We start from the raw sequence: 19517 nt of genomic DNA, 5'->3' as shown, positions 1-19517 counted from the left end.
CTATATCTTGTTGCATGGATGTCATGGCGCTGGTGCGTGCCCTGGACCTGCTCGTTCCGGAAATCCTGGACCACACCGACACACCGGGCGTGTCGATCGCGCTCGGCGTCGGCGACGAGGTGGTGTGGACCAAGGGGTACGGGCTGGCGGACCTCGCCACCGGCGCGCCGATGACCCCCGACACGGTGAACCCGATCGGCTCCGACGCCAAGACGTACACCGCGGCGGCGGCCATGCAGCTGGTCGAGCGCGGGATCGTCGACCTCGACGGGCCGATCGGCCCGCACCTCGGCGGGCTGCGGGTCGTCAACCCGCACGGGCCGCGGCCGATCACCTTGCGGGACCTGCTGACGCACCGCAGCGGGCTGGGCACCACGTTCGGATTCACCGACCGCGTGCCGCCCGCGCCGCTCGGCGAGCACCTGCGGGAGGTCTTCCGCCGTGGCAAGAGCGACCTGTACGGCGGGTCGCTCGTGCCGCTGTGGTCGACGCCGGTCGGCGCGCAGTACCAGTACAGCAACACCGGCCTCGCCCTCGTGGGCTATCTCGTGGAGTGCGCGAACCCGCTCCGTGTCCCGTTCGACGAGTGGGTGCGCCGCAGTCTGTTCACGCCGCTCGGGATGCGCTCGTCGTGGTTTCCCCCGGCTGCGGTACCGCATGAGGCGCTGTCGCGCCGCAGCACCGGATACGCGAGCCTGGGCGGCTTCCAGTTCGTGCTGCCGCAGATGTACGTCGCCGACTACCCGGCAGGCACGGCGCTCACCACGGCGTCGGACCACTGCCGGTTCGCGCTGGCGATGCTCAACGAGGGCGCTCTGCCGTCGGGGCGGATCCTCAGCCCGCAGACCGCCCGGCTGATGCTGACCCCGCAGGCCGGCACCGGCCCCGACCCGGCGGCCGCGGTGGGCCTGGTCTGGAACGTCTTCCACGGTGGGCTCGACGCCCGCTACGTCGGGCACGGCGGCGAGTACTTCTGGGGCTGGAGCAACTTCACCCGGGGCTGGCCCGCCCAGCGGGTCGCCGTCGTCGTGTCGGCCAACCAGTGGCACCTCGCCGACCCGGGCAGCTCACACCGCCCGAGCCACTTCGCCGGCCGCCTCATCGGCGGCATCGTGACAGCATGGGTCAACGGCCACGACCCGGCCCCGAGCATGTCCCCGGCGGCCGCGCAGAGCTGGGTCGCCGGCATGATGGTCGCCGACCGCCTGACGACGCGAATCGGCGCCGCCCGTCCGCTCACCGAGGCGGAGATCGACGCCCTGGCGACCGGCGCGGTGGTCCGGCCCGGCACCCCCTGGGACGAGGCGGCGTTCCGCGCCGCGCTGCGCGACTTTCCTGCGGCGTCGCTGGGCGAGGCGATGGCGTGGAGCCGCGAGCACGTACCCGCCCACCTCCAGGCGCTGGTGACGAGCCAACTGGGCGTGCCGTGGCTGAGCCGCCTGGTGGCCGGCCTCGACCTGTGAGGGAGTTGTCCAAAGGCGGCGGTTTTCCACAGGCGGCGCCGGCAGGTCGGCGATCTCGTCGGCCGGCCGACGAGGCTTGCCGGACCGCGGCGTCCGTGGCCCCGTCGTCCGGGGCGTCCGCGCTCCGCGCCTGACCCGACCCGGATTCCTTGATCATCGGAAACATCTGGCTGTCCCGGAGCCTGTTGCGTAATTCGCCGGGACAGCGTTGGCGGCCCAACTACGCGCCGATCTTGGAGTTGTGGCGCCATGAACCTCCGAATTTGTCCGGGTTTGTCAAGGACCACAACTCCAAGATCGGCGAGGTTGTCGGGGTTGACGCGCGAGGGATCCGAATTGCGCGACAGGCTCCCAGGCAACCCGACGTTCCCTTGATCTACCAACCGCAGCCACACCACCCGGCCGCACTCAACCACCGCGCCCATGATCGCGAGACGTTCGCGATCACCGAGCGCGGCGGCTGGGGCTGGCCGCAGTTGCGGCCGGACTCCGCGGCAGCTGCGATCGGCGGGGCGGCCGTGGTCGAATGCTGTGACCAGGGACGAGCTGCCGGCCTGCTTCACGACCACGGAAATACCGAGTTTCCGTGATCATGGAGGTCAGCGGCGCTTGATCCACCAGATGATGCCCAGCACCACGGCGAAGCTTGCCGCGGCCGTCAACACGTAGGGAACGGCGCGGCGGACGGCGTTGCCGACGCCGGTCACGGCCAGTAGGTCGATCGGCTCCGCCTCCGGCTGGACCGGCGCGACCGGGGCCTGTGTCGACGCGGACGGCGCACCCGGTCCGGCGGCCGGGCCGCCCGCCCCGGTGGCCGACGCGCCCGCCTCGGCTGCGGCTGCCGCGCCCGCCCCAGCTGCCGGAGCAGCAGCCGGGGAGGCCGGAGCGGCAGGCGGCGAGGCCGGAGCGGCAGGCGGCGAGGCCGGAGCGGCAGGCGCGGCCTCGGAAACAGCGCCCGCCTCAGCCTGCGCGGCAGCCGTAGCAGGCGCTGCGGCAGCCGCAGCGGCAGCGGCTGAGGGCTCGGCGGCCGCGAGCTTCTTCGCCAGGCAGTCGGCGAACTGGCCGATCAGCTTGCCGCTCACGTCGCCGATCAGGCCGCGGCCGAACTGGGCGGCCTTGCCGGTGATGTCGAGGTCCGTGGTGACCTCGACGCGGGTCTCGTCGCCGGTCTCGTGCAGCGACGCCGTCACCTTGGCCGCCGCCGTCCCGCCGCCGCGGGCGTCGGCGCCCGAGGCGGTCAGCTGGACGCGGTGGGCCGTCTCGTCGCGCTCGACGAAACGGCCCGAACCCTTGAACGTCAGGCTGACCGGGCCCAGCTTCACCTTCACCGTCCCGGTGAAGCTCTCTCCCTCCACCGACGTCAGGGTGGCTCCGGGCATGCACGGCGCCACCCGTTCGATGTCGAGCAGCACGCTCCACGCCTGCTCGACGGGGACGGGGACGGTGAAGCTGTGTTCCAGTAGCACGGTCGTCAGACCCCCAGCGCTCGGCACACGGCCCGCGTGGTGAGCACCCGGGCCAACTCCCGACGATAATCCGCCGACGCCGAGAGGTCGTCCACCGCAGAGGTGTCCGCCGCGACGCCGGCGCACGCCTCCGCGACGGCCTCCGCGGTGGCCGGGGCACCGGCCAGGGCCGACTCCACGGCCCGGGCGCGATGCGGCACCGGACCCATGTTGGTCAGGGCCACCCGCGCCTCGCCGATCGTCCCGCCGGACCGCGACACGGCGACGGCCACCCCGACGATAGCCCAGGCCTGCGCCATCCGGTGGAACTTCTCGTAGTGGGTGGCCCAGCCGCCGGTCGACGGGAGACGTACCTCGACCAGTACCTCGTCGGGCGACAGCGCCGTCGTGAACAGGTCGACCGAGAAGTCGCCCGCGGCGATCTCCCGCCGTCCGCCGGGGCCCTGCACCGCGTAGACCGCGTCGAGGGCCGCGGCGACCGCCGGCAGGTCGGCCGCCGGGTCGGCGTGGGCGAGGGAGCCGCCGAGGGTGCCGCGGTGGCGCACCTGGCGGTCCCCGACCGTGCCGGCCGCGGCGGCGAGCAGCGGGGCGTGCTGCCGGACCAGCGGCGACGAGGCCACCTCCGCATGGGTGGTCATGGCGCCGATGACGAGCGCGTCGCCGTCGAGCCGGACACCGGTCAGGCCGGGCAGCCCGCCCAGGTCGACCAGCAGCGCCGGGGCCGCGAGCCGCAGCCGCAGCACGGGCAGCAGGCTCTGCCCGCCGGCCAGGATCTTCGCCTCGTCGGCGGCCGACGAGAGCGCGGCGACGGCGTCCTCCACGGTGGACGGGCGGACGTAGTCGAACGCGACCGGGATCATGCGGCACCTCCCCTCTTGGCAGCCCGCCACACCCGCTCGGGTGTGCACGGCATGGGCACGTCGTCGACGCCGAACGGGCGCAGCGCGTCGACGATCGCGTTGACCACGGCCGGCGTCGCCGCGATCGCGCCGGCCTCGCCGACGCCCTTCACCCCGAGCGGGTTGGAGGTCGCCGGCGTCTCGGTGCGGTCGGTGACGATCGTCGGCAGGTCGGCGGCGCTCGGGATGGTGTACTCCACGAACGACCCCGTCAGCAGGGTGCCGGAGGCGTCGTAGACGGCTTCCTCGTGCAGCGCCTGCGCGATGCCCTGCGCGACGCCGCCGTGCACCTGACCCTCGACGATCAGCGGGTTGACGACCTTGCCGACGTCGTCGACGGCGACGTACCGATGGATGGTGACCCGCCCCGTCTGGGTGTCGACGAGCGTCGCGCACAGGTGGGTGCCGTGTGGGAAGGAGAACGTCTGCGGGTCGAAGGTCGCGTCGGCGTCGAGCGTCGCCTCGACCCCGTCAGGCAGGTCGTGGGCGGCGAAGACGGCGAACGCGGCGTCCGCGACCGTCTTCGCGGCATCGGGTGTACCTCTGACGCGGAACGCGCCGCCGGTGAACTCCAGGTCGTCGGGGCTGCACTCGAGCATGTGCGCGGCGACGACGCGGGCCTTGTCGCGGACCTTCCGGCAGGCCTCGACGAGCGCCACGCCGCCGACCGCGAGCGAGCGCGACCCGTACGTGTCCAGGCCCTTGTGCGACGTGCGCGTGTCGCCGTGGAGGACCTCGACGTCCTCGAAGGCGACGCCCAGCTCGTCGGCGACGATCTGGCTCCACGCCGTGACGTGGCCCTGGCCGTGCGGGCTGGTGCCGGTGACGACCTCGACCTTGCCCGTCGGCAGGACCCGCACCGACGCGCTCTCCCAGCCGCCCGCGGCGTACCGCAGCGCGCCCAGGATCCGCGAGGGAGCGAGGCCGCACATCTCCGTGTAGGTCGACACGCCGATGCCGAGCTGGACGGGGTCCCGGGAGTCGCGACGGCGCTGCTGCTCGGCGCGCAGCCCGGCGTAGTCGAACAGCTCCAGTGCCCTGTCGGTGGCCTTGTCGTAGTCGCCGGAGTCGTAGACGAGGCCGGCGACGGTGGTGTACGGGAACTCCTCGGCCTTGATCCAGTTGCGGCGGCGCAGCTCGATCGGGTCCGTCCCCAGCTCGACGGCGAGCTCGTCCATCGCGCGCTCGATCGCGTAGGTCGCCTCGGGCCGGCCGGCACCACGGTACGCATCGGTGATCGTCGTGTTCGTGAACACCCCGACGCACTCGAAGCGGTACGCCTGCACCTTGTAGATGGAGTTGAACATGAACGCGCCCAGGATCGGCACGCCAGGGCCGACGAGGCCGAGGTAGGCGCCCATGTTGGCGAGCAACTTCACGTGGATGCCGGTCAGCGTGCCGTCGCGCTTCGCGGTGAGGGTGATGTCCTGGATCTGGTCGCGGCCGTGGTGCGCCGACAGCATCGAGTCGCCGCGGGTCTCCGTGTACTTCACCGGCTTGCCGACCCGCCGCGCGGCGAGGAAGGCGATCATCTCCTCGGGCGTGACCTGGAGCTTGCCGCCGAACCCGCCGCCCACGTCGGGCGCGATGACCCGGATCTTGTGCTCCGGCACGCCGGTGAGCAGCGCGTAGAACACCCGCAGGATGTGCGGGATCTGGGTGGCCGACCAGATCGTGTACTCCCCCGCGCCCGGGTCGACGACCACGCTGCGCGGCTCCATGAAGGCGGGGATGAGCCGCTGCTGGACGTAGCGCCGGTGGACGGTCACCTCGGCCTCCGCGTCCGCGACGCTGCCGCCAGTGCCGGCGTCGGCGGAGTCGAAGATCCAGGTGTACGACCGGTTGGTGCCCTTGTCGGGGTGGACCAGGTCGGCGCCCTCCTCGGCCGCGGCGGCGAGGTCGAGGACCGCGGGCAGCGGCTCGTAGGTGACCTCGATCGCCTCCAGCGCGTCGACGGCGCTGTTGCGGTCGCGGGCCACGACGACGGCGACCGCCTCGCCGTGGTGGCGCACCGCGTCGACGGCGAGCGGCGGGCGCACCGGGTGGACGATGTCCTCGGTGACCGGCCAGGCGCAGGGCAGGCTGCCCTGGACGTCGGCCACGTCGGCGCCGGAGAACGCGGCGACGACGTTGGGCTCGCGCAGGGCGGCGGAGACGTCGACGCTGACGATCCGGGCGTGTGCGTGCGGGCTGCGCAGGATGGCCAGGTGCAGCATGCCGGGCAGCGTGATGTTGTCGGTCCAGCGGGTCCGCCCGGTGATCAGCCGGGCGTCCTCCTTGCGTTTGCGCGCGTTGCCGACCTCCGGCTCGATCACGGCGGTCACGCTGTCACCTCCGCAAGCACCTCGGCCTGGGCCCGCAGGGCCGCGGCGGCGGACCGCACGGCGCGGACGATGTTCTGGTAGCCCGTGCACCGGCAGAGGTTGCCCGAGAGCCCCTCCCGGACCTCCTCCTCGGTGGGGTCGGGGTTGTCGCGCAGCAGGTCGACCGCGGACATGATCATGCCGGGGGTGCAGAACCCGCACTGCAGCGCGTGCAGTTCATGGAACGCCTGCTGTACGGCGTGCAGCTCGCCGTTCGGCCCGGCGAGCCCTTCGACGGTGGTGACGCTGGCGCCGTCGGCCTGCACGGCCAGGACGGAGCAGCTCTTGACGGACTGCTGCGGCTGGTCCGGGCTGCCCATGAGCACCGTGCAGGCGCCGCAGTTGCTGGTGTCGCAGCCGACGACCGTGCCGATCTTGCCGAGATGCTCACGGAGATGGTGGACCAGAAGAGTGCGGGGCTCGACGTCGTCGACGTATCGCGTGCCGTCGACGTCGATCGTGACCCGGGACCGGTTGGAAGAGGACATGGTGCCTCCCGCGGGGCGTGCCGACTGGCCCGTCGCGCGGCGGACGCACACGGGCCACTGCCTGATCAGCAGAACGCACAAGCAGTGATCGGCGCAACCCTCTGTGGGTCTTGACTTTGCCGGATCGACGCTAACTGTGGTGGATGCGGCCCGCTGTGCTGGACAGGCGGGCGCCCCCGCCGCCCCAGCGGCCGGCGATGATCTCGGCCGCGATGCTCACCGCCGTCTCCTCCGGGGTCCGGGCACCGAGGTCCAGGCCGATCGGCGAGGACAGGCGGGCCAGCTCCTTCTCCGTCACGCCGGCCTCACGCAGGCGGGCCAGGCGGTCGTCGTGGGTGCGGCGGGAGCCCATCGCCCCGACGTAGGCGAACCGCTCGGACAGGGCCACCTGCAGCACGGGGACGTCGAACTTCGGGTCGTGGGTGAGCACGCAGACCACCGTGCGCTCGTCGACCCGGCCGGCGTCCATCTCCGCGCGGAGATACCGGTGCGGCCAGTCCACCACCACCTCGTCGGCCCCCGGGAAGCGCTTCGAGGTGGCGAAGACCGGGCGGGCGTCGCAGACCGTGACGTGGTACCCCAGGAAGGTGCCGATGCGGGCCACCGCGGCGGCGAAGTCGATCGCCCCGAACACGAGCATCCGCGCCGGCGGGGCGTAGGAGGCGACGAAGAGCGTCAGGCCCTCGCCGCGCCGCTCGCCGTCGGGGCCGTAGTGCAGGGTGTCGGTGCGCCCGGCGGCGAGCAGGCCGCGCGCGTCGTCGGTGGCCGCCGCGTCGAGCCGGGGCGAGCCGAGCGAGCCGCTCACCGACGACGACCAGACCACGAGCCGGCGGCCGATCCGGTCGTCCGGGCCCTCCACGACGGACACCACGGCGACAGGGTCGCGCGCCTCGATCGAGCGGGCAACGGCCTCCAGCTCGGGAAAGCTCTGGACGGTCACCTTCTCGATGAGCAGCTCGATAATGCCGCCGCACGTCAGGCCGACGGCGAACGCGTCGTCGTCGCTCACACCGTACCGCTGCACCACCGGCTGCCCGGTCTCGACGACCTCCTGCGACAGCTCGTAGACCGCGCCCTCGACGCAGCCGCCGGAGACGCTGCCGACGGCCGTGCCGTCCGGGCCGACGAGCATGGTGGCCCCGGCCGGGCGGGGCGAGCTGCGCCAGGTCCGCACGACGGTGGCCATGCCGACCGGTTGGCCGCTGCGCCACCAGTCGACGAGCTCGGTCAACACCTCACGCATCGCGGACCTCCTCCACCAGTGCTTCGATCGCCGCCACCGTATGCCCGGCGACGAGGGCGTCCACGTGCGGCAGCACGGCGGCCAGCCCGGCCGCCGACGGGGTGAAGCCGGGCCGCCCGGCGTGCGGGCTGACCCAGATCGTCTTGGCGGCGAGCCGGCGCACGTGGGCGACGGCGGCGCCGAGCCGTGCCGGGTCCCCGCACTCCCAGCCGTCGCTGCACACCACGACCACGGCGCGCCGGGCCACGCCGCGGTGCCCGTCGCGGCGCACGAACGCGGTCACGGTGTCGGCGAGCCGGGTGCCGCCGCGCCAGTCGGGGATCGCCCGGCCCGCCTCGCGCAGCGCCGCCTCGACGTCGCGGGTGCGCAGGGTGGCGGTGAGCGGTGTCAGCCGGGTGCCGAGCGCGTAGACGGCCGTCCACCGTGGACGGTGCTGGACGAAGGCGTGGGCGAGGCGCAGCAGCGCGTCGGCGTACGGCGACATGGAGCCGGACACGTCCAGCAGCAGCACCAGCCGCCGGGGCCGGGGCCGCCGCGACCGGCGCAGCAGGGGCCGTGGCTCGCCGCCGGCCCGCAGCATCGCGCGAACGCTGCGGCGGCGGTCGACGTCGCCGGTGGAGGCCGGACGGTACCTGCGGCCGGGCCGCTGCGGGTGCGCGCCCGCGAGCCGGGCCAGCAGCCGCGCCGCCTCCGCGCGCTCCACTGTGGACAGCGTGGCGAGGTCGCGGTGGCGCAGCACCTCGGCGTCGCTCGCCTGCACGGACAGGGCCGGATCCCCCTCGCCCGACGGCACCGACGGCGGCATCGTGGCCCGGAACAGCGACCGCTCGGGCAGCCGGCGGACCTGCCAGGCGCTCCCCCGCGGCTCGGGGTCGCGGACCTGGCCGAGGACGGCGGCGTCGTAGCGGGCGACGTCCTCGGGTGAGCCGCACAGCGTCAGCCGCCCGACCCAGTAGGCGTGCTCGACGCCTACTTCATCGAGGGCCGAGAGGAAGGCGATGCGGCGGTCGAGGGGGGCCTCAAAGGACATCGGAGGCTCGCACCAGGTCGATGTCCTCGCGCACCTTCAGCACGACACCGAGCGTCTCCGTGCCGGGCGCGTCGGCGCCGAGCACACCGAGCGCCGCGGCCCAGTCGATCGCCTCCGCGACCCCCGGTGGCTTGACCAGGTCGAGCGTGCGCAGCCGGGCGGTCGCTGCCGCCACCTCGCGGGCCAGCCGCTCACTGACGCCGGGCAGCCGCACCCGGACGATCTCCGCCTCCCGCTCCGGAGTGGGGTGGCCGACCCAGTGGTACAGGCAGCGCCGCTTCAACGCGTCGTGGACCTCACGCGTGCGGTTGCTGGTCACGACCACGACCGGCGGCTCGGGCGCGGTGATCCGCCCGAGCTCCGGCACGGTCACCGCGGACTCGGCGAGCATCTCCAGCAGGAACGCCTCGAACTCGTCGTCGGCGCGGTCGATCTCGTCGACCAGCAGGACACACGGCGCCCGCTCGACGGCCTGCAGCAGCGGCCGGGCGATGAGGAACCGCCGGTCGTAGAGGTCGGCCTCGAGCTGATCGGCGGACAGGGCGCCGTGCGCCGCCGTCTCCACCGCCCGCAGGTGCAGCACCTGCCGGGGGAAGTCCCAGTCGTAGAGCGCCTGGGACGCGTCGAGCCCCTCGTAACACTGCAGGCGGATCAACTCGACGCCGGCGGCCTGCGCGAGGGCGGCGGCGAAGGCGGTCTTGCCGACGCCCGCGTCACCCTCCAGGAAGATCGGCCGGTGCAGGCGCAGCGCGAGGAAACCCGCCATCGCGAGCCCCTCATCGGCGAGGTAGCCCGCGTCGGCCAGGCCCGCCGCCACAGCGGCCGGTGACGCGAAGTCCGGCACGGGTCAACTATGCGCCACATTTGATCCTGACGCGAATGCCTCCCTCACGCGCCCGGTGGGTCAGGGCTCCGGCGGCACGTCCAGGTCGGTGTCGTCGGCGATGTCCTCACACGGCACCCCCTGCACCTGCTCGGCGTGGGCGACCAGGTAGGCGCGCGCGCCGACGTCGGCGGTGGCGAGGGTGGCGACACCGGCCCAGTGGTCCCGGCCGAGGATCACCGGGTGGCCGCGTTTGCCCTTGTAGGTGGCGGTCAGCAGGGCGCCGGGCCCGCCGTCGGTGGCGGCGAGCAGCCGGGCGACCGCGTCCGGGCCGATGCCCGGCGTGTCGACGAGCAGCACCGCCGCGGCATCGGCGTCGGTCTCGGCGAGGGCGGCGAGACCGACCCGCAGCGACGAGCCCATGCCGCTCTTCCAGGCGGGGTTCTCGACCACGTCGGCGGCACCGAGCTGCGCCTCGCCGCGCACCCGGGCGGCCTCGGCGCCGAGGACCACGAGAATTCTTGTGCAGCCCCCGTCGCGCAGGGTCGCCACCGCGCGCTCGACCAGCAATCGCCCGTCGTCGTGGCGCACAAGGGCCTTCGGCCCGCCATACCGGCGGCCGCCACCTGCGGCGAGGACCAGTCCGACTATCGTGCTCAGCGGGCACTCCTACCAGCGTCCAACGATGCAGCAGCGATCAGACTAATACGCGCTCGGTAGGCTGCATCCCCATGGCCCTCCACGATCACTGTTCGTACTGTGGCGCCGCCTATCCGCAGGGGGCGCCGTGGCCGCGTATCTGCGCAGCCTGCGGCGAGACGACCTGGCGCAATCCGCTGCCCGTCGCCGTCGCGCTGCTGCCGGTCGACACCGACCAGGGGCGCGGCCTGGTGGTGGTGCGCCGGGACATCGAGCCGGGCCGTGGTGAGCTGGCCCTGCCGGGCGGTTTCATCGAGGTCGGTGAGGCCTGGCGGGAGGCCGCCGTGCGGGAGCTGCGGGAGGAGACGACGATCCTCGCGGACCCGGCCGACGTGCGGCTGTTCGACGTGCACAGCGCGTCGAGCGGCACGCTGCTGGTCTTCGGGCTCCTGCCGCCGCGCCCCTTCGCCGAGCTGCCGCCGCCGGTGCGCACCGAGGAGGCGCTGGGCTTCGAGATCGCCCTCGGCCCGCAGGAGCTGTGCTTCCCGACGCACACCGAGTCGATGGCCCGCTACTTCGCGTCGGAGTAGCGCTCCACGACCGAGACGTCGAGCGGGAACCGGACCTCGGTGTCGCCGAACAGCAGCCGCCGGGCCTCGTCCCCGGCGGCCTGCACGGCCCGGGCGACCTCGGCGGCCTCGTCCAGCGGGCAGTGCACGACCACCTCGTCGTGCTGGAAGAACACCAGCTCGGCCCGCATCCCGGACAGCACCGCCCGCAGCCGCGCGAGCAGCACCAGCGCCCATTCGGCGGCGGTGCCCTGGATGACGAAGTTGCGCGTGAACCGGCCGCGGGCCCGGCCTCTGGCGCCGCCGCGGGTGTCGGCCTCGATGCCCTCCCCCGGCTGGTCGAAGCCCTCGCGCCAGGTCACCGACGGCGGCGGGCAGGTGCGGCCGAGCCAGGTGCGCACCAGTCCGCCGGTCTCGCCGGTGCGGGCCGCCTCCTCGACGAGGTCCCAGGCGGTCGGATAGAAGCGGCGCAACGCGGCGAGGGCGGGTGCGGCGTTGCCGCCGGTCTGCCCGTACATCGCGCCGAGCAGGGCGAGCTTGGCCTTGGCGCGGTCGCCGTCGAAGGCCTCCGCGGCCAGGGCCGCGTAGAGGTCGCCCTCGGCGGCCGCGCGGGCGAGCCGCCGGTCGCCGGAGACCGCGGCGAGCACGCGCGGCTCCAGCTGGCCTGCGTCGGCGACGACCAGCGTCCAGCCGGGGTCGGCGACGACGGCCTTGCGCACGACCTTCGGGATCTGCAGGGCGCCGCCGCCCCGTGTGGCCCAGCGGCCCGACACGACACCACCGGGGATGTACTCGGCGCGGAACCGCCCGCCGGTCACCCACTGCTCCAGCCACGACCAGCCGTGTGCGACCCACAGCCGGTACAACTCCTTGTACTCCAGCAGGATCGGCACGGCCGGATGGTCGACGTGCTGAAGCTCCCAGCGCCGGGTGCTGCGCAGCATGATGCCGACACGGGCGAAGGCGCGCAGCAGCTCGGCCGGCGAGTCCGGGTGCACGCGCTGACCGAGGGCCTCGTTGAGGCGGGTGTTGAGCTCGACCAGCCGGGCCGGCGGGCCGCCGACCGGGGACGGTGCGCCGAGCAGCCCGCGCAACAGGGCGTCGTGGACGTCGGGCCGCCACGGCAGCCCGGCGAGGCCCATCTCGACCGCGACGAGCGCGCCGGCCGACTCGGCGGCGATGAGCGTGCGCATGCTGCCGGCCCGCGGCGGGAAACTGTGCGCCGACGGCAGCTCGGCGAGGCCCGCGACGCGGGTGCGCTGGGCGGCGTGGACGTCCACCAGCTCGGCCGGCGGCCCGGGCGCCGTCTCGACCTCGAACAGCGACTCCTGGAACTCGCCGGGCGGCAGCGCCGCCCGGGACGGCGGGTCGGGCGGCACCGGCAGGCCGGCGAGCCGTGCGCTCGCCGAGGCCAGGGAACGGGGCTGGCCCCACCGCCCTTCGGCGCCCAGCACCAGGGCCTCGGCCAGCTCGAGGTCGTAGCACCGCTCGATGCGCACCCCGGCCCGGACCAGTCTCGGGTAGACGTCCGCGGTCGACGCCCAGAGCCAGCGCGGCCGGTCCGCGGCCTCGGTCCGGCGGACGGCCTCGACGAGATCGGCGACCCGCTGCTCGGGGCCGGCCGGGGTGCCGTCGTCGGCCAGCGGTCTCAGCAGACCACCGGCGCCTTCGGGGAGTACGGCGACGAGCACGACCGCATTACACAGCACACCCCCGACAGTTTTCCGAGAAACCGTCGGGGGTGCGCGGGTCAGAGGGTCGACACGCGGGTGCTACTTGAGCGCTCCCGCGGTCAGACCGGCCTGGATCTGGCGCTGGAAGATGACGTACATCACGATCATCGGCAGGATCGAGATGGACAGGGCGGCGAACAGGCCCGACCAGTCGGCCTCGTAGCCGGCCGCGGTCGAGATGTCGGCGATGCCCTGGGTGAGCACCCACTTGTCCTTCGCGCCCGCCATCAGGAGCAGCGGGAGCAGGTACTGGCCCCACTGCCCGATGAGGTTGAAGATCGTGAGGCTGATCAGGCCGGGCTTGGCCATCGGCAGCATCACTGAGAAGAACAGCCGCGTGTGCGAGGCGCCGTCGATCGTCGCCGCCTCCGCCACCGAGTTCGGCAGGGACCGGAAGAACGCGGTGAGGAAGAAGATGGTGAACGGCAGCGAGTACGCGATGTAGACGACGATCAGGCCGCCGTAGCTGTTGAGGCCGAAGTACGGGCCGATGACCGGCACGTGGTCGCCGATCTGCTTCACCTGGAAGAACAGCGGGACGACGGCGAGGAACGGCGGGAAGGCGATGCCGGCCACGAACAGGAAGTAGATGATCCGGTTGCCGACGAACTTGTAGCGGGCCAGGACGTAGGCGGCCATCGAGCTCAGCAGCATGGTGCCGGCCGTGGCGACGGCGACCACAAATGCGCTGTTGAGGACGTAGCGGCCGACGTTCGCCTTGTTCCAGGCCCGTCCCCAGTTCCCCCAGCGCAGGTGGTCCGGCATCGTCCAGGGCGAGCTGAAGATCTCGGTGGTGTTCTTGAACGAGGCGAGGAACACCCAGACGAGCGGCACGATGATCATGAGTGCCCAGATCGCCAGGAAGATGTGGCCGACGCCGCCGGCGATGTTGAGCTTGCGCCGCGGGCCCGGCGACGGCGGCACCGCGCGGGCGCCCGGCTGGTCGCTGCGCTGACCCGGCGTGTCGTGGCCGATGATTGCGGTCATTTCCCCGGCCTCTCAGTACTCGTAGGACTCACGACGGGTGAGCCGCAGCGTGAACGCCGCGAACACCAGCGACAGCAAGCACAGCGCGACACCGTAGGTGGCGGCGTCACCGTACCGGTTCATCTGGATGTTGTTGTAGATCTCGAGCCCCAGCACGGTGGTGGCGCCGTCGGGACCGCCGTTGTCCTGGGCGAGCACCGACACGATCGCGAACGCGTCGAACGCGAGGATGCCGAGGTAGACCCAGGCCGTCTGGATCGTGTCCCACAACAGCGGGAGCGTGACCCGGAAGAACAGCGTCACCTTGTTGGCGCCGTCGAGCTCGGCGGCCTCGTAGATCTCCGCCGGGATGTTCGCCATGCCGGCGGAGAAGAGCACCACGTAGAAGCCGACCGCCTGCCAGACCAGCACGGCGATGAGCGCGGGCAGTGCGAGGTTCTTCTCGATCAGGAAGCCGATCGGCTTCTCCAGCCCGGCCCGCAACAGCACACCGTTGATCAGGCCGGACTCGTTGGGCCGGTACACGGTCGCGAAGAGCACCGCGATGACCGGCACGGCGAGGACCTGGGGGAGGAAGAACACCACCCGGTAGAAACTCGACCCCCAGACCCCCGCCGTCTTGCCGCCGACGCCTTTCCCGCCCACGTTGAGCAGGAAGGCGAAGACCAGCGCGATCGCTATCGTGAGCAGCGGCAGGAAGACCAGGATGACCGCGTGATGCTCAAGCGCCTTCCAGAACCGCTCGGCGTGCAGCATCCGATCGTAGTTCTCCAGACCGACCCACCGTTTCGCGGTGAATCCGCGCCACTGGTAGAACGACAGATTGATCGTCTGCACATACGGCCAGAGAACGAAGTACGCATAGAGCAGCACCGGCGTCGCCAGGAACCCCACGATGAAGGGGTATCTTCCATGCCGCATGATCAGGCTCCGATCAGCGCTTGAACTTGGTGACGGACGAGTCCTTCTTGATCTCGTCGGCCTTCTTCTGGATCCGCTCGACGAAGGCGTCAGCCTTGATGCGACCGAACATGAGCTCGTTGGTGGCGGTACGGGCCTCCTTGTCGAGGTCCTTGTACCAGCCGTCGAAGTACAGGTTGAACACTTCCTGGCCGGCCGCCTTGAGGGCGTCCTGCGAGGACTGGATGCCGGGCGTGAAGGTCAGGCCGTCGGTGCTGCCCTGGACAACGGTAGGCGCCTTCACCGTCTCGGTGAAGCCCTTACCGCCGGCCTTCGACAGCATCTGGCGCATGTACTCCAGACCGCCCTTGGGGTTCTTGCTCTTCGCCAGGACGATGTAGCCCTCACCGGCCGCCGCGCGCAGCGCCGTCGACTTGAGCTTGTCCGACGTGGTGATGCTCGGCGTGGTCAGGAGCTGGTACTTGAAGTCGGCCGGTGTGTCCTTCTTCTGCTCGTTCTCGAGCCAGTCGCCCGACGGGTACATCGCCAGCTGGTACTGGTTCTGCTTGAGCTGGACGTCGGTGTGCTTGAGGCCCTCGGCGCCCTGCAGGTTGTACTTCGCGCCGATCTCGGCCCACGCCTCCGCGGCCTGCTTCACCGCGTCGGCCTTCCAGGCACCGTCCTCGAGGTTGTCGATGTTCTTGAGGATGTCGGCGCCGCCGATCTTCGCCGCGCTGGTGAGGATGATGTTCCACTGGTAGTACGCGGCGTTGGCACCGGCGTACGCGTAGGGCGCGATGCCGGCCTTCTTGATCTCCTCGCAGAGCGCGGTGAACTCGCTCCACGTGGTGGCGGGCTTCCAGCCCTTGTCGGCGAAGAGCTTGCCCGAGTACCAGATGCCGTAGACGGTCGAGACGTAGTACAGCACGTACGGCTTGCCGTTGAACGAACCGGCCTCGATCGTGCCGGGCATCAGGGTGTCGCGGACCTTCTTCGCCGGGTCGTCGACCGACGGCGCGTCGAGCAGCGGCGTCAGGTCCTGCAGCTGGCCGTCGGCGACCAGGGCGCCGAAGTCCATCATCTTCTCGCCGGAGTTGTTCACGAACTCCGGCGGGTTGCCACCGGCGATCAGCGGCTGGATCAGGGTGGAGATGGCCTGGCTGGACTCGTGCTTGACGGTGGCCTTCGGGAACGCCTTCTTGAACAGCGGCTCGTGGACGTCGGTCGCGTACTTGTCGCCGTAGCCGCCGTTGAAGATGACGACGTTGACCGGCTGGTCCTCCGGGATACCCAGCGGGTTGGTCGCGGAGACCGTACCGGTGTTGGACGTGCCCGGCTCGTCGTCGCTGCCGCTGTCGGCGCAGGCGGCCAGCAGGCCCGCGGCCGGCGTGGCGACCAGGCCGGCGACGGCCGCGCGCTGGAGCATGGTCCGCCGCGAGAGGCCGATCGGCTGCGACGGGGACTCGGGGGTAACGGACATGATCTGTCTCCTCGGTTCGGGTCAGGCGGTCCGCCGGACACGTCCGGCGTACCGCGACTCGAGGGTGTGGTTGTGCTCGTCCCCGCCGGGGACGTTCGCGGACAGGTAGACGGGAGCCACCTCGCCCGCGGCCTCGATGCGTCGCACGACCTCGGCGACCACCAGCTGCGCGATCAGCGCGTTGGTGACCGAAGAGACCGGGCAGACCGCGCCGCCGCTATCCAGCGACAGCAGTGCGTCGCCGTACGGCGCGCCGTTGTCCAGCACGACGTCGGCGATATCGGCAAGCCGCTTGCCCGAGGGGTGCCTGGGGGACACTCGTTCGGTGTGCTCGACCGATGTGATCGCGATCAGTTTGTGCCCGCGCTGCTTGATCAGCAGCGCCATCTCGACGATCCCCCCGTTGATCCCCGACTGTGAGGCCATCACGAACACGTCCTCGGGACGTGGCGCGGCGATCTCGTAGAGCTGGGCCGCGATCCGGGGATCGCGCTCCAGCTTCTCGTTCTCGAGGATCTGCGGTTCCTGGCCGCCGTAGACGACGAGGTCCCGCAGGAGGATCTTGTTCGTCGGCACGAGGCCGCCGGCGCGGCCGGCGAAGTCCACCGCCACCGCCTCGGAGTGCCCGGTGCCGAACGCCTGGAGGATGCCACCGGCCTGGAGCGCGGTGACGATGTGATCGGCCGCCTGGTTGACGTTGCCGACCTGGGTGGTGGCGATCCGGTCGATGAGGGACTGGATCGCGGAGACGTACCCGAGTGCCGTGACGGCCATGCGCTCTCCTTGGACGAGGTTCACGACGCGTCCTTTCCCGCGGACGACCGGTGACCGGCGACCGCTTGCGCCGTAACGGAGAACGCTGCGTGCGCACGCTCGTGGGTGCGCTGGGCTACCGCGATGTACAGCAGGTCCAGCACCACGAGCTGCGGGTGCCGGGCCGAGAGGGCGTCGGGCCGGAAGGTCGTCGCCTGCGTCGCGGTGAGCAGGACGATGTCGGCGACCTCGGCCAGCGGCGACCGCGGGAAGCTGGTGAGCGCGATGGTCGTCGCTCCCCGGCTGCTCGCCTCGGCGATCATCTCGATCGTCTCGCGGGTCTGGCCGCTGTGCGAGATGCCGAGGGCCACGTCGCCGGCCTGCAGCAGGGCCGCGGAGGCCAGCCCGTTGTGGACGTCGGTCCAGGCCCAGGCGGCGATGCCGATGCGGTGCAGGCAGAACTGCATCTCCCCGCCGACCAGCGCGCTGCCGCTCGCGCCGTAGATGTCGACCCGGTTGGCGCGGGCGATGGCCTCCGCGGCGCGCTCGACCTCGCCGAGGTCCAGCAGCGAGGCGGTGTCGTGCATCGCCTGGGTGTCGGCGGCCATGATCTGGCCGAGCACACGCTCCAGGGGGTCGGTCGGCTGGATCTCGCGGCCGATGTCCATGGTCCAGCCGCCGGTACGAGCGGCGCGGCCGGTCTCACCGGCGATGGCGAGCCGCAGGTCGGCGTAGCCGACGAAGCCGAGCGCCCGGCAGAAGCGGGTCACGGTGGCCGGCGAGGTGCCGCTGCGCTCAGCGAGCTCGACGATCGTCGAGCGGGCCGCCGCGGCCGGGTCGGCCAGGATCAGCTCCGCCACGCGCTGCAGGGCGCCGGTGAACTCGGGCAGTCCGGCGCGCACCCGCGCCAGGACGCTATCCCCGGCGACGGCCGCCGACGCCGGTCCGGTCGCCGCATCCGCGACGTACCGGCCGTCCGCGGAAATCGACGAAACCGGCGAGGCGCTGACAGCGGTCTGGACCGCCGTCGTGAGCTCCTCGCGTGGGGTCATCGTGTTTCCTTTTCAACAAGGTTCCTTAACTGTTAGTGGTAAAATTTCTTACTGAGCGGCCCTTCTTGTCAAGGAGTTGGGTGAAGTTTTCAAACTGTTACCAAAAAGTGGATCTTAAAAGCACCTAAAATCCCAGCTCAGACCGGTTGGCAACATGGTCGTAACCGGGTCGGCGGCCCGACCAAGGAGACCAGACGAGAGAGCCCGGATGTCAGGGTCGACCCCAGATTTAGCCCGTTTTGTTACAAGCGGAGCGTTGAGTAGTTTTCACCGTTTTGCATAAGAAAGGCCGAACCGACCTATGAGGATCGGTTCGGCCGGGTCCCGTTCTCAGGCGTGCTCGTGCAGTGCGCTGGTCAGAATTTCCAGCCCTTCGCGGGCCTCTTCCTCGGTGAGGTTCAGCGGCGGGCCCATGCGGATCGTCGTGCCGTACAATCCGCCCTTGCCGACGAGCAGCCCGTCGCGCTTGCAGCTCTCGAACACGGCGCCGGTCTTCGCCACCGACGTGAGCTCGATGCCGATCATCAGCCCCTTGCCGCGCACCTCGACGACGATCGGGCTGTCGACCGCACGCAGGCCGTCGAGCAGGATCCCGCCGACGCGGGCGGCGTTGGCCTGCAGGTCGTGGTCCACGATGTAATCGAGGACGGCGTTGCCGGCGGCGGTGGCGACGGGATTGCCGCCGAACGTCGAGAACGAGGTGCCCTCCACCTGCTCGATCACCTCGGCACGGCCGACGACGCCGGCCAGGGCGAAGCCGTTGCCGATGCCCTTGGCGAACGTCAGCAGGTCGGGCGTGACGCCGTGCGCCTGGTAGCCCCAGAAGTGCTCGCCGGTGCGGCCCCAGCCGGTCTGGACCTCGTCCGAGATGAGCAGGATGCCGTGCTCGTCCAGGACCTCCTTCCAGGCCGCGAGCAGCCCGTCGGGGCCGCGCGTGAAGCCGCCGACGCCCTGGATCGGCTCGACGATCAGGCACGCGACCGCGCCGGCGGTCGTCGTCGCGAGCACCTCGCGCAGGTCCTCGACGGCCGCCTCGAGGTACCGCTCGTCGCTCATGCCCTTGAAGAGCCCGCGCAGCCGATCGCCGGAGTGCAGGTAGCTCACGTTGAAGGGACTCAGCGCGGAGGCCGACCAGGCGCGAATGCCGGTCACCGCGATCGTGGCAGCCGTGCGGCCGTGGTAACCGTTGCGGACCGCCAGCACCGTGCTGCTGCGGCGGGCGTTCGTGGCCACCTGGAGGGCCGCCTCGTTGGCCTCGGTGCCGGAGTTGGTGAAGAAGACCCGGGCATCGGGGATGCCGGAGCGCCGCGCGATCTTCTCGGCCAGCTCGACCTGCTGGCGGATGAGGTACAGCGTCGAGGTGTGCACGATGCCCGTGCGCAGCTGGCGTTCGACCGCCTCGCGGACCTCGGGCAGATCGTACCCCAGCGAGTTGGTGAGCACGCCGGCGAAGAAGTCGAGATAGCTCTTGCCGTTACTGTCGGTGACCCGCGAGCCCTTGCCCGTGACGATCTCGATCGGTTGCTCGTAGTAGATCGGCATCCACGAGGGCATGACCCCGCGGTGCCGACTGAGTAGCTCGTCCATACCCGCCATTGTCCGCCCGCCACCACCCCCCATTCCATTGAT

18 protein-coding genes are annotated in these 19517 nt (G+C 71.6%); 3 read left to right on the top strand and 15 right to left on the bottom strand.

The window, feature by feature from the left end; all coding sequences use genetic code 11:
- Nucleotides 1-23 precede the first annotated feature (23 nt).
- Nucleotides 24-1463: a serine hydrolase domain-containing protein gene (locus tag Dfulv_RS10095; protein WP_259862427.1), complete on the top strand. Its 1440-nt coding sequence runs from the start codon at nt 24-26 to the stop codon at nt 1461-1463.
- A 149-nt stretch (nt 1464-1612) separates the two neighbouring features.
- Nucleotides 1613-2053 (top strand): hypothetical protein, encoded by a 441-nt coding sequence (locus Dfulv_RS10090; RefSeq protein WP_259862426.1) that lies wholly within the window; start codon nt 1613-1615, stop codon nt 2051-2053.
- A 9-nt stretch (nt 2054-2062) separates the two neighbouring features.
- On the opposite strand, the gene Dfulv_RS10085 is transcribed toward Dfulv_RS10090, so the two are convergent.
- From Dfulv_RS10085 to Dfulv_RS10050, 8 genes are all read right to left on the bottom strand, one after another.
- The gene (locus Dfulv_RS10085; protein WP_259862425.1) at nt 2063-2929 is read right to left on the bottom strand and encodes an SRPBCC family protein; all 867 of its coding nucleotides are present in this window, start codon (nt 2927-2929) and stop codon (nt 2063-2065) included.
- A 5-nt stretch (nt 2930-2934) separates the two neighbouring features.
- Entirely contained in the window at nt 2935-3789 is an 855-nt protein-coding gene (locus Dfulv_RS10080; protein ID WP_259862424.1) for an FAD binding domain-containing protein, read from the bottom strand.
- The gene (locus tag Dfulv_RS10075) at nt 3786-6152 is read right to left on the bottom strand and encodes a xanthine dehydrogenase family protein molybdopterin-binding subunit (protein ID WP_259862423.1); all 2367 of its coding nucleotides are present in this window, start codon (nt 6150-6152) and stop codon (nt 3786-3788) included. The genes Dfulv_RS10080 and Dfulv_RS10075 overlap by 4 nt, the downstream gene beginning before the upstream one ends.
- Nucleotides 6149-6679, bottom strand: a complete 531-nt coding sequence (locus tag Dfulv_RS10070; protein WP_259862422.1) for a (2Fe-2S)-binding protein — start codon at nt 6677-6679, stop codon at nt 6149-6151. The genes Dfulv_RS10075 and Dfulv_RS10070 overlap by 4 nt, the downstream gene beginning before the upstream one ends.
- A 130-nt stretch (nt 6680-6809) precedes the next feature.
- Nucleotides 6810-7922, bottom strand: coding sequence for an XdhC family protein (locus Dfulv_RS10065; protein ID WP_259862421.1), 1113 nt, complete (start codon nt 7920-7922; stop codon nt 6810-6812).
- Nucleotides 7915-8952, bottom strand: coding sequence for a vWA domain-containing protein (locus tag Dfulv_RS10060; RefSeq protein ID WP_259862419.1), 1038 nt, complete (start codon nt 8950-8952; stop codon nt 7915-7917). The genes Dfulv_RS10065 and Dfulv_RS10060 overlap by 8 nt, the downstream gene beginning before the upstream one ends.
- The gene (locus tag Dfulv_RS10055) at nt 8942-9796 is read right to left on the bottom strand and encodes an AAA family ATPase (RefSeq protein WP_259862418.1); all 855 of its coding nucleotides are present in this window, start codon (nt 9794-9796) and stop codon (nt 8942-8944) included. The genes Dfulv_RS10060 and Dfulv_RS10055 overlap by 11 nt, the downstream gene beginning before the upstream one ends.
- A 60-nt stretch (nt 9797-9856) precedes the next feature.
- Nucleotides 9857-10366: a nucleotidyltransferase family protein gene (locus Dfulv_RS10050; RefSeq protein ID WP_259862416.1), complete on the bottom strand. Its 510-nt coding sequence runs from the start codon at nt 10364-10366 to the stop codon at nt 9857-9859.
- Nucleotides 10367-10506: 140 nt separating this feature from the next.
- Between Dfulv_RS10050 and Dfulv_RS10045 the strand changes: the two genes are divergently transcribed.
- On the top strand, nt 10507-11004 hold the full coding sequence (locus Dfulv_RS10045; RefSeq protein ID WP_259862414.1) for an NUDIX domain-containing protein: 498 nt from the start codon (nt 10507-10509) through the stop codon (nt 11002-11004).
- Here Dfulv_RS10045 and Dfulv_RS10040 read toward each other — a convergent pair.
- From Dfulv_RS10040 to Dfulv_RS10010, 7 genes are all read right to left on the bottom strand, one after another.
- A complete protein-coding gene (locus Dfulv_RS10040; RefSeq protein WP_259862412.1) occupies nt 10986-12674 on the bottom strand; it encodes a bifunctional 3'-5' exonuclease/DNA polymerase in 1689 nt (562 codons plus the stop codon). The genes Dfulv_RS10045 and Dfulv_RS10040 overlap by 19 nt on opposite strands.
- A gap of 81 nt (nt 12675-12755) precedes the next feature.
- Nucleotides 12756-13703 carry a carbohydrate ABC transporter permease gene (locus Dfulv_RS10035; protein WP_406567955.1) on the bottom strand — a complete coding sequence of 316 codons (948 nt, stop codon included), beginning with the start codon at nt 13701-13703 and terminating at the stop codon, nt 12756-12758.
- A 12-nt stretch (nt 13704-13715) separates the two neighbouring features.
- Nucleotides 13716-14624 carry a carbohydrate ABC transporter permease gene (locus Dfulv_RS10030; protein ID WP_259862410.1) on the bottom strand — a complete coding sequence of 303 codons (909 nt, stop codon included), beginning with the start codon at nt 14622-14624 and terminating at the stop codon, nt 13716-13718.
- 13 nt (nt 14625-14637) lie between these two features.
- Nucleotides 14638-16083, bottom strand: coding sequence for an N-acetylglucosamine/diacetylchitobiose ABC transporter substrate-binding protein (gene ngcE, locus Dfulv_RS10025; protein ID WP_259862409.1), 1446 nt, complete (start codon nt 16081-16083; stop codon nt 14638-14640).
- Between the two features lie 21 nt (nt 16084-16104).
- Nucleotides 16105-16857, bottom strand: coding sequence for an SIS domain-containing protein (locus tag Dfulv_RS10020; RefSeq protein WP_259862408.1), 753 nt, complete (start codon nt 16855-16857; stop codon nt 16105-16107).
- Nucleotides 16858-16877: 20 nt separating this feature from the next.
- Nucleotides 16878-17888: a MurR/RpiR family transcriptional regulator gene (locus Dfulv_RS10015; RefSeq protein ID WP_259862407.1), complete on the bottom strand. Its 1011-nt coding sequence runs from the start codon at nt 17886-17888 to the stop codon at nt 16878-16880.
- Nucleotides 17889-18218: 330 nt separating this feature from the next.
- The gene (locus tag Dfulv_RS10010) at nt 18219-19484 is read right to left on the bottom strand and encodes an aspartate aminotransferase family protein (protein ID WP_406567954.1); all 1266 of its coding nucleotides are present in this window, start codon (nt 19482-19484) and stop codon (nt 18219-18221) included.
- Nucleotides 19485-19517 lie beyond the last annotated feature (33 nt).

The sequence above is a fragment of the Dactylosporangium fulvum genome, from assembly GCF_025137375.1.
In the GTDB taxonomy this organism is placed as follows: Bacteria; Actinomycetota; Actinomycetes; order Mycobacteriales; family Micromonosporaceae; genus Dactylosporangium; species Dactylosporangium fulvum.
Note: the sequence above shows the minus strand (reverse complement) of the source record. Positions and strands in the feature narration are given on the sequence as shown.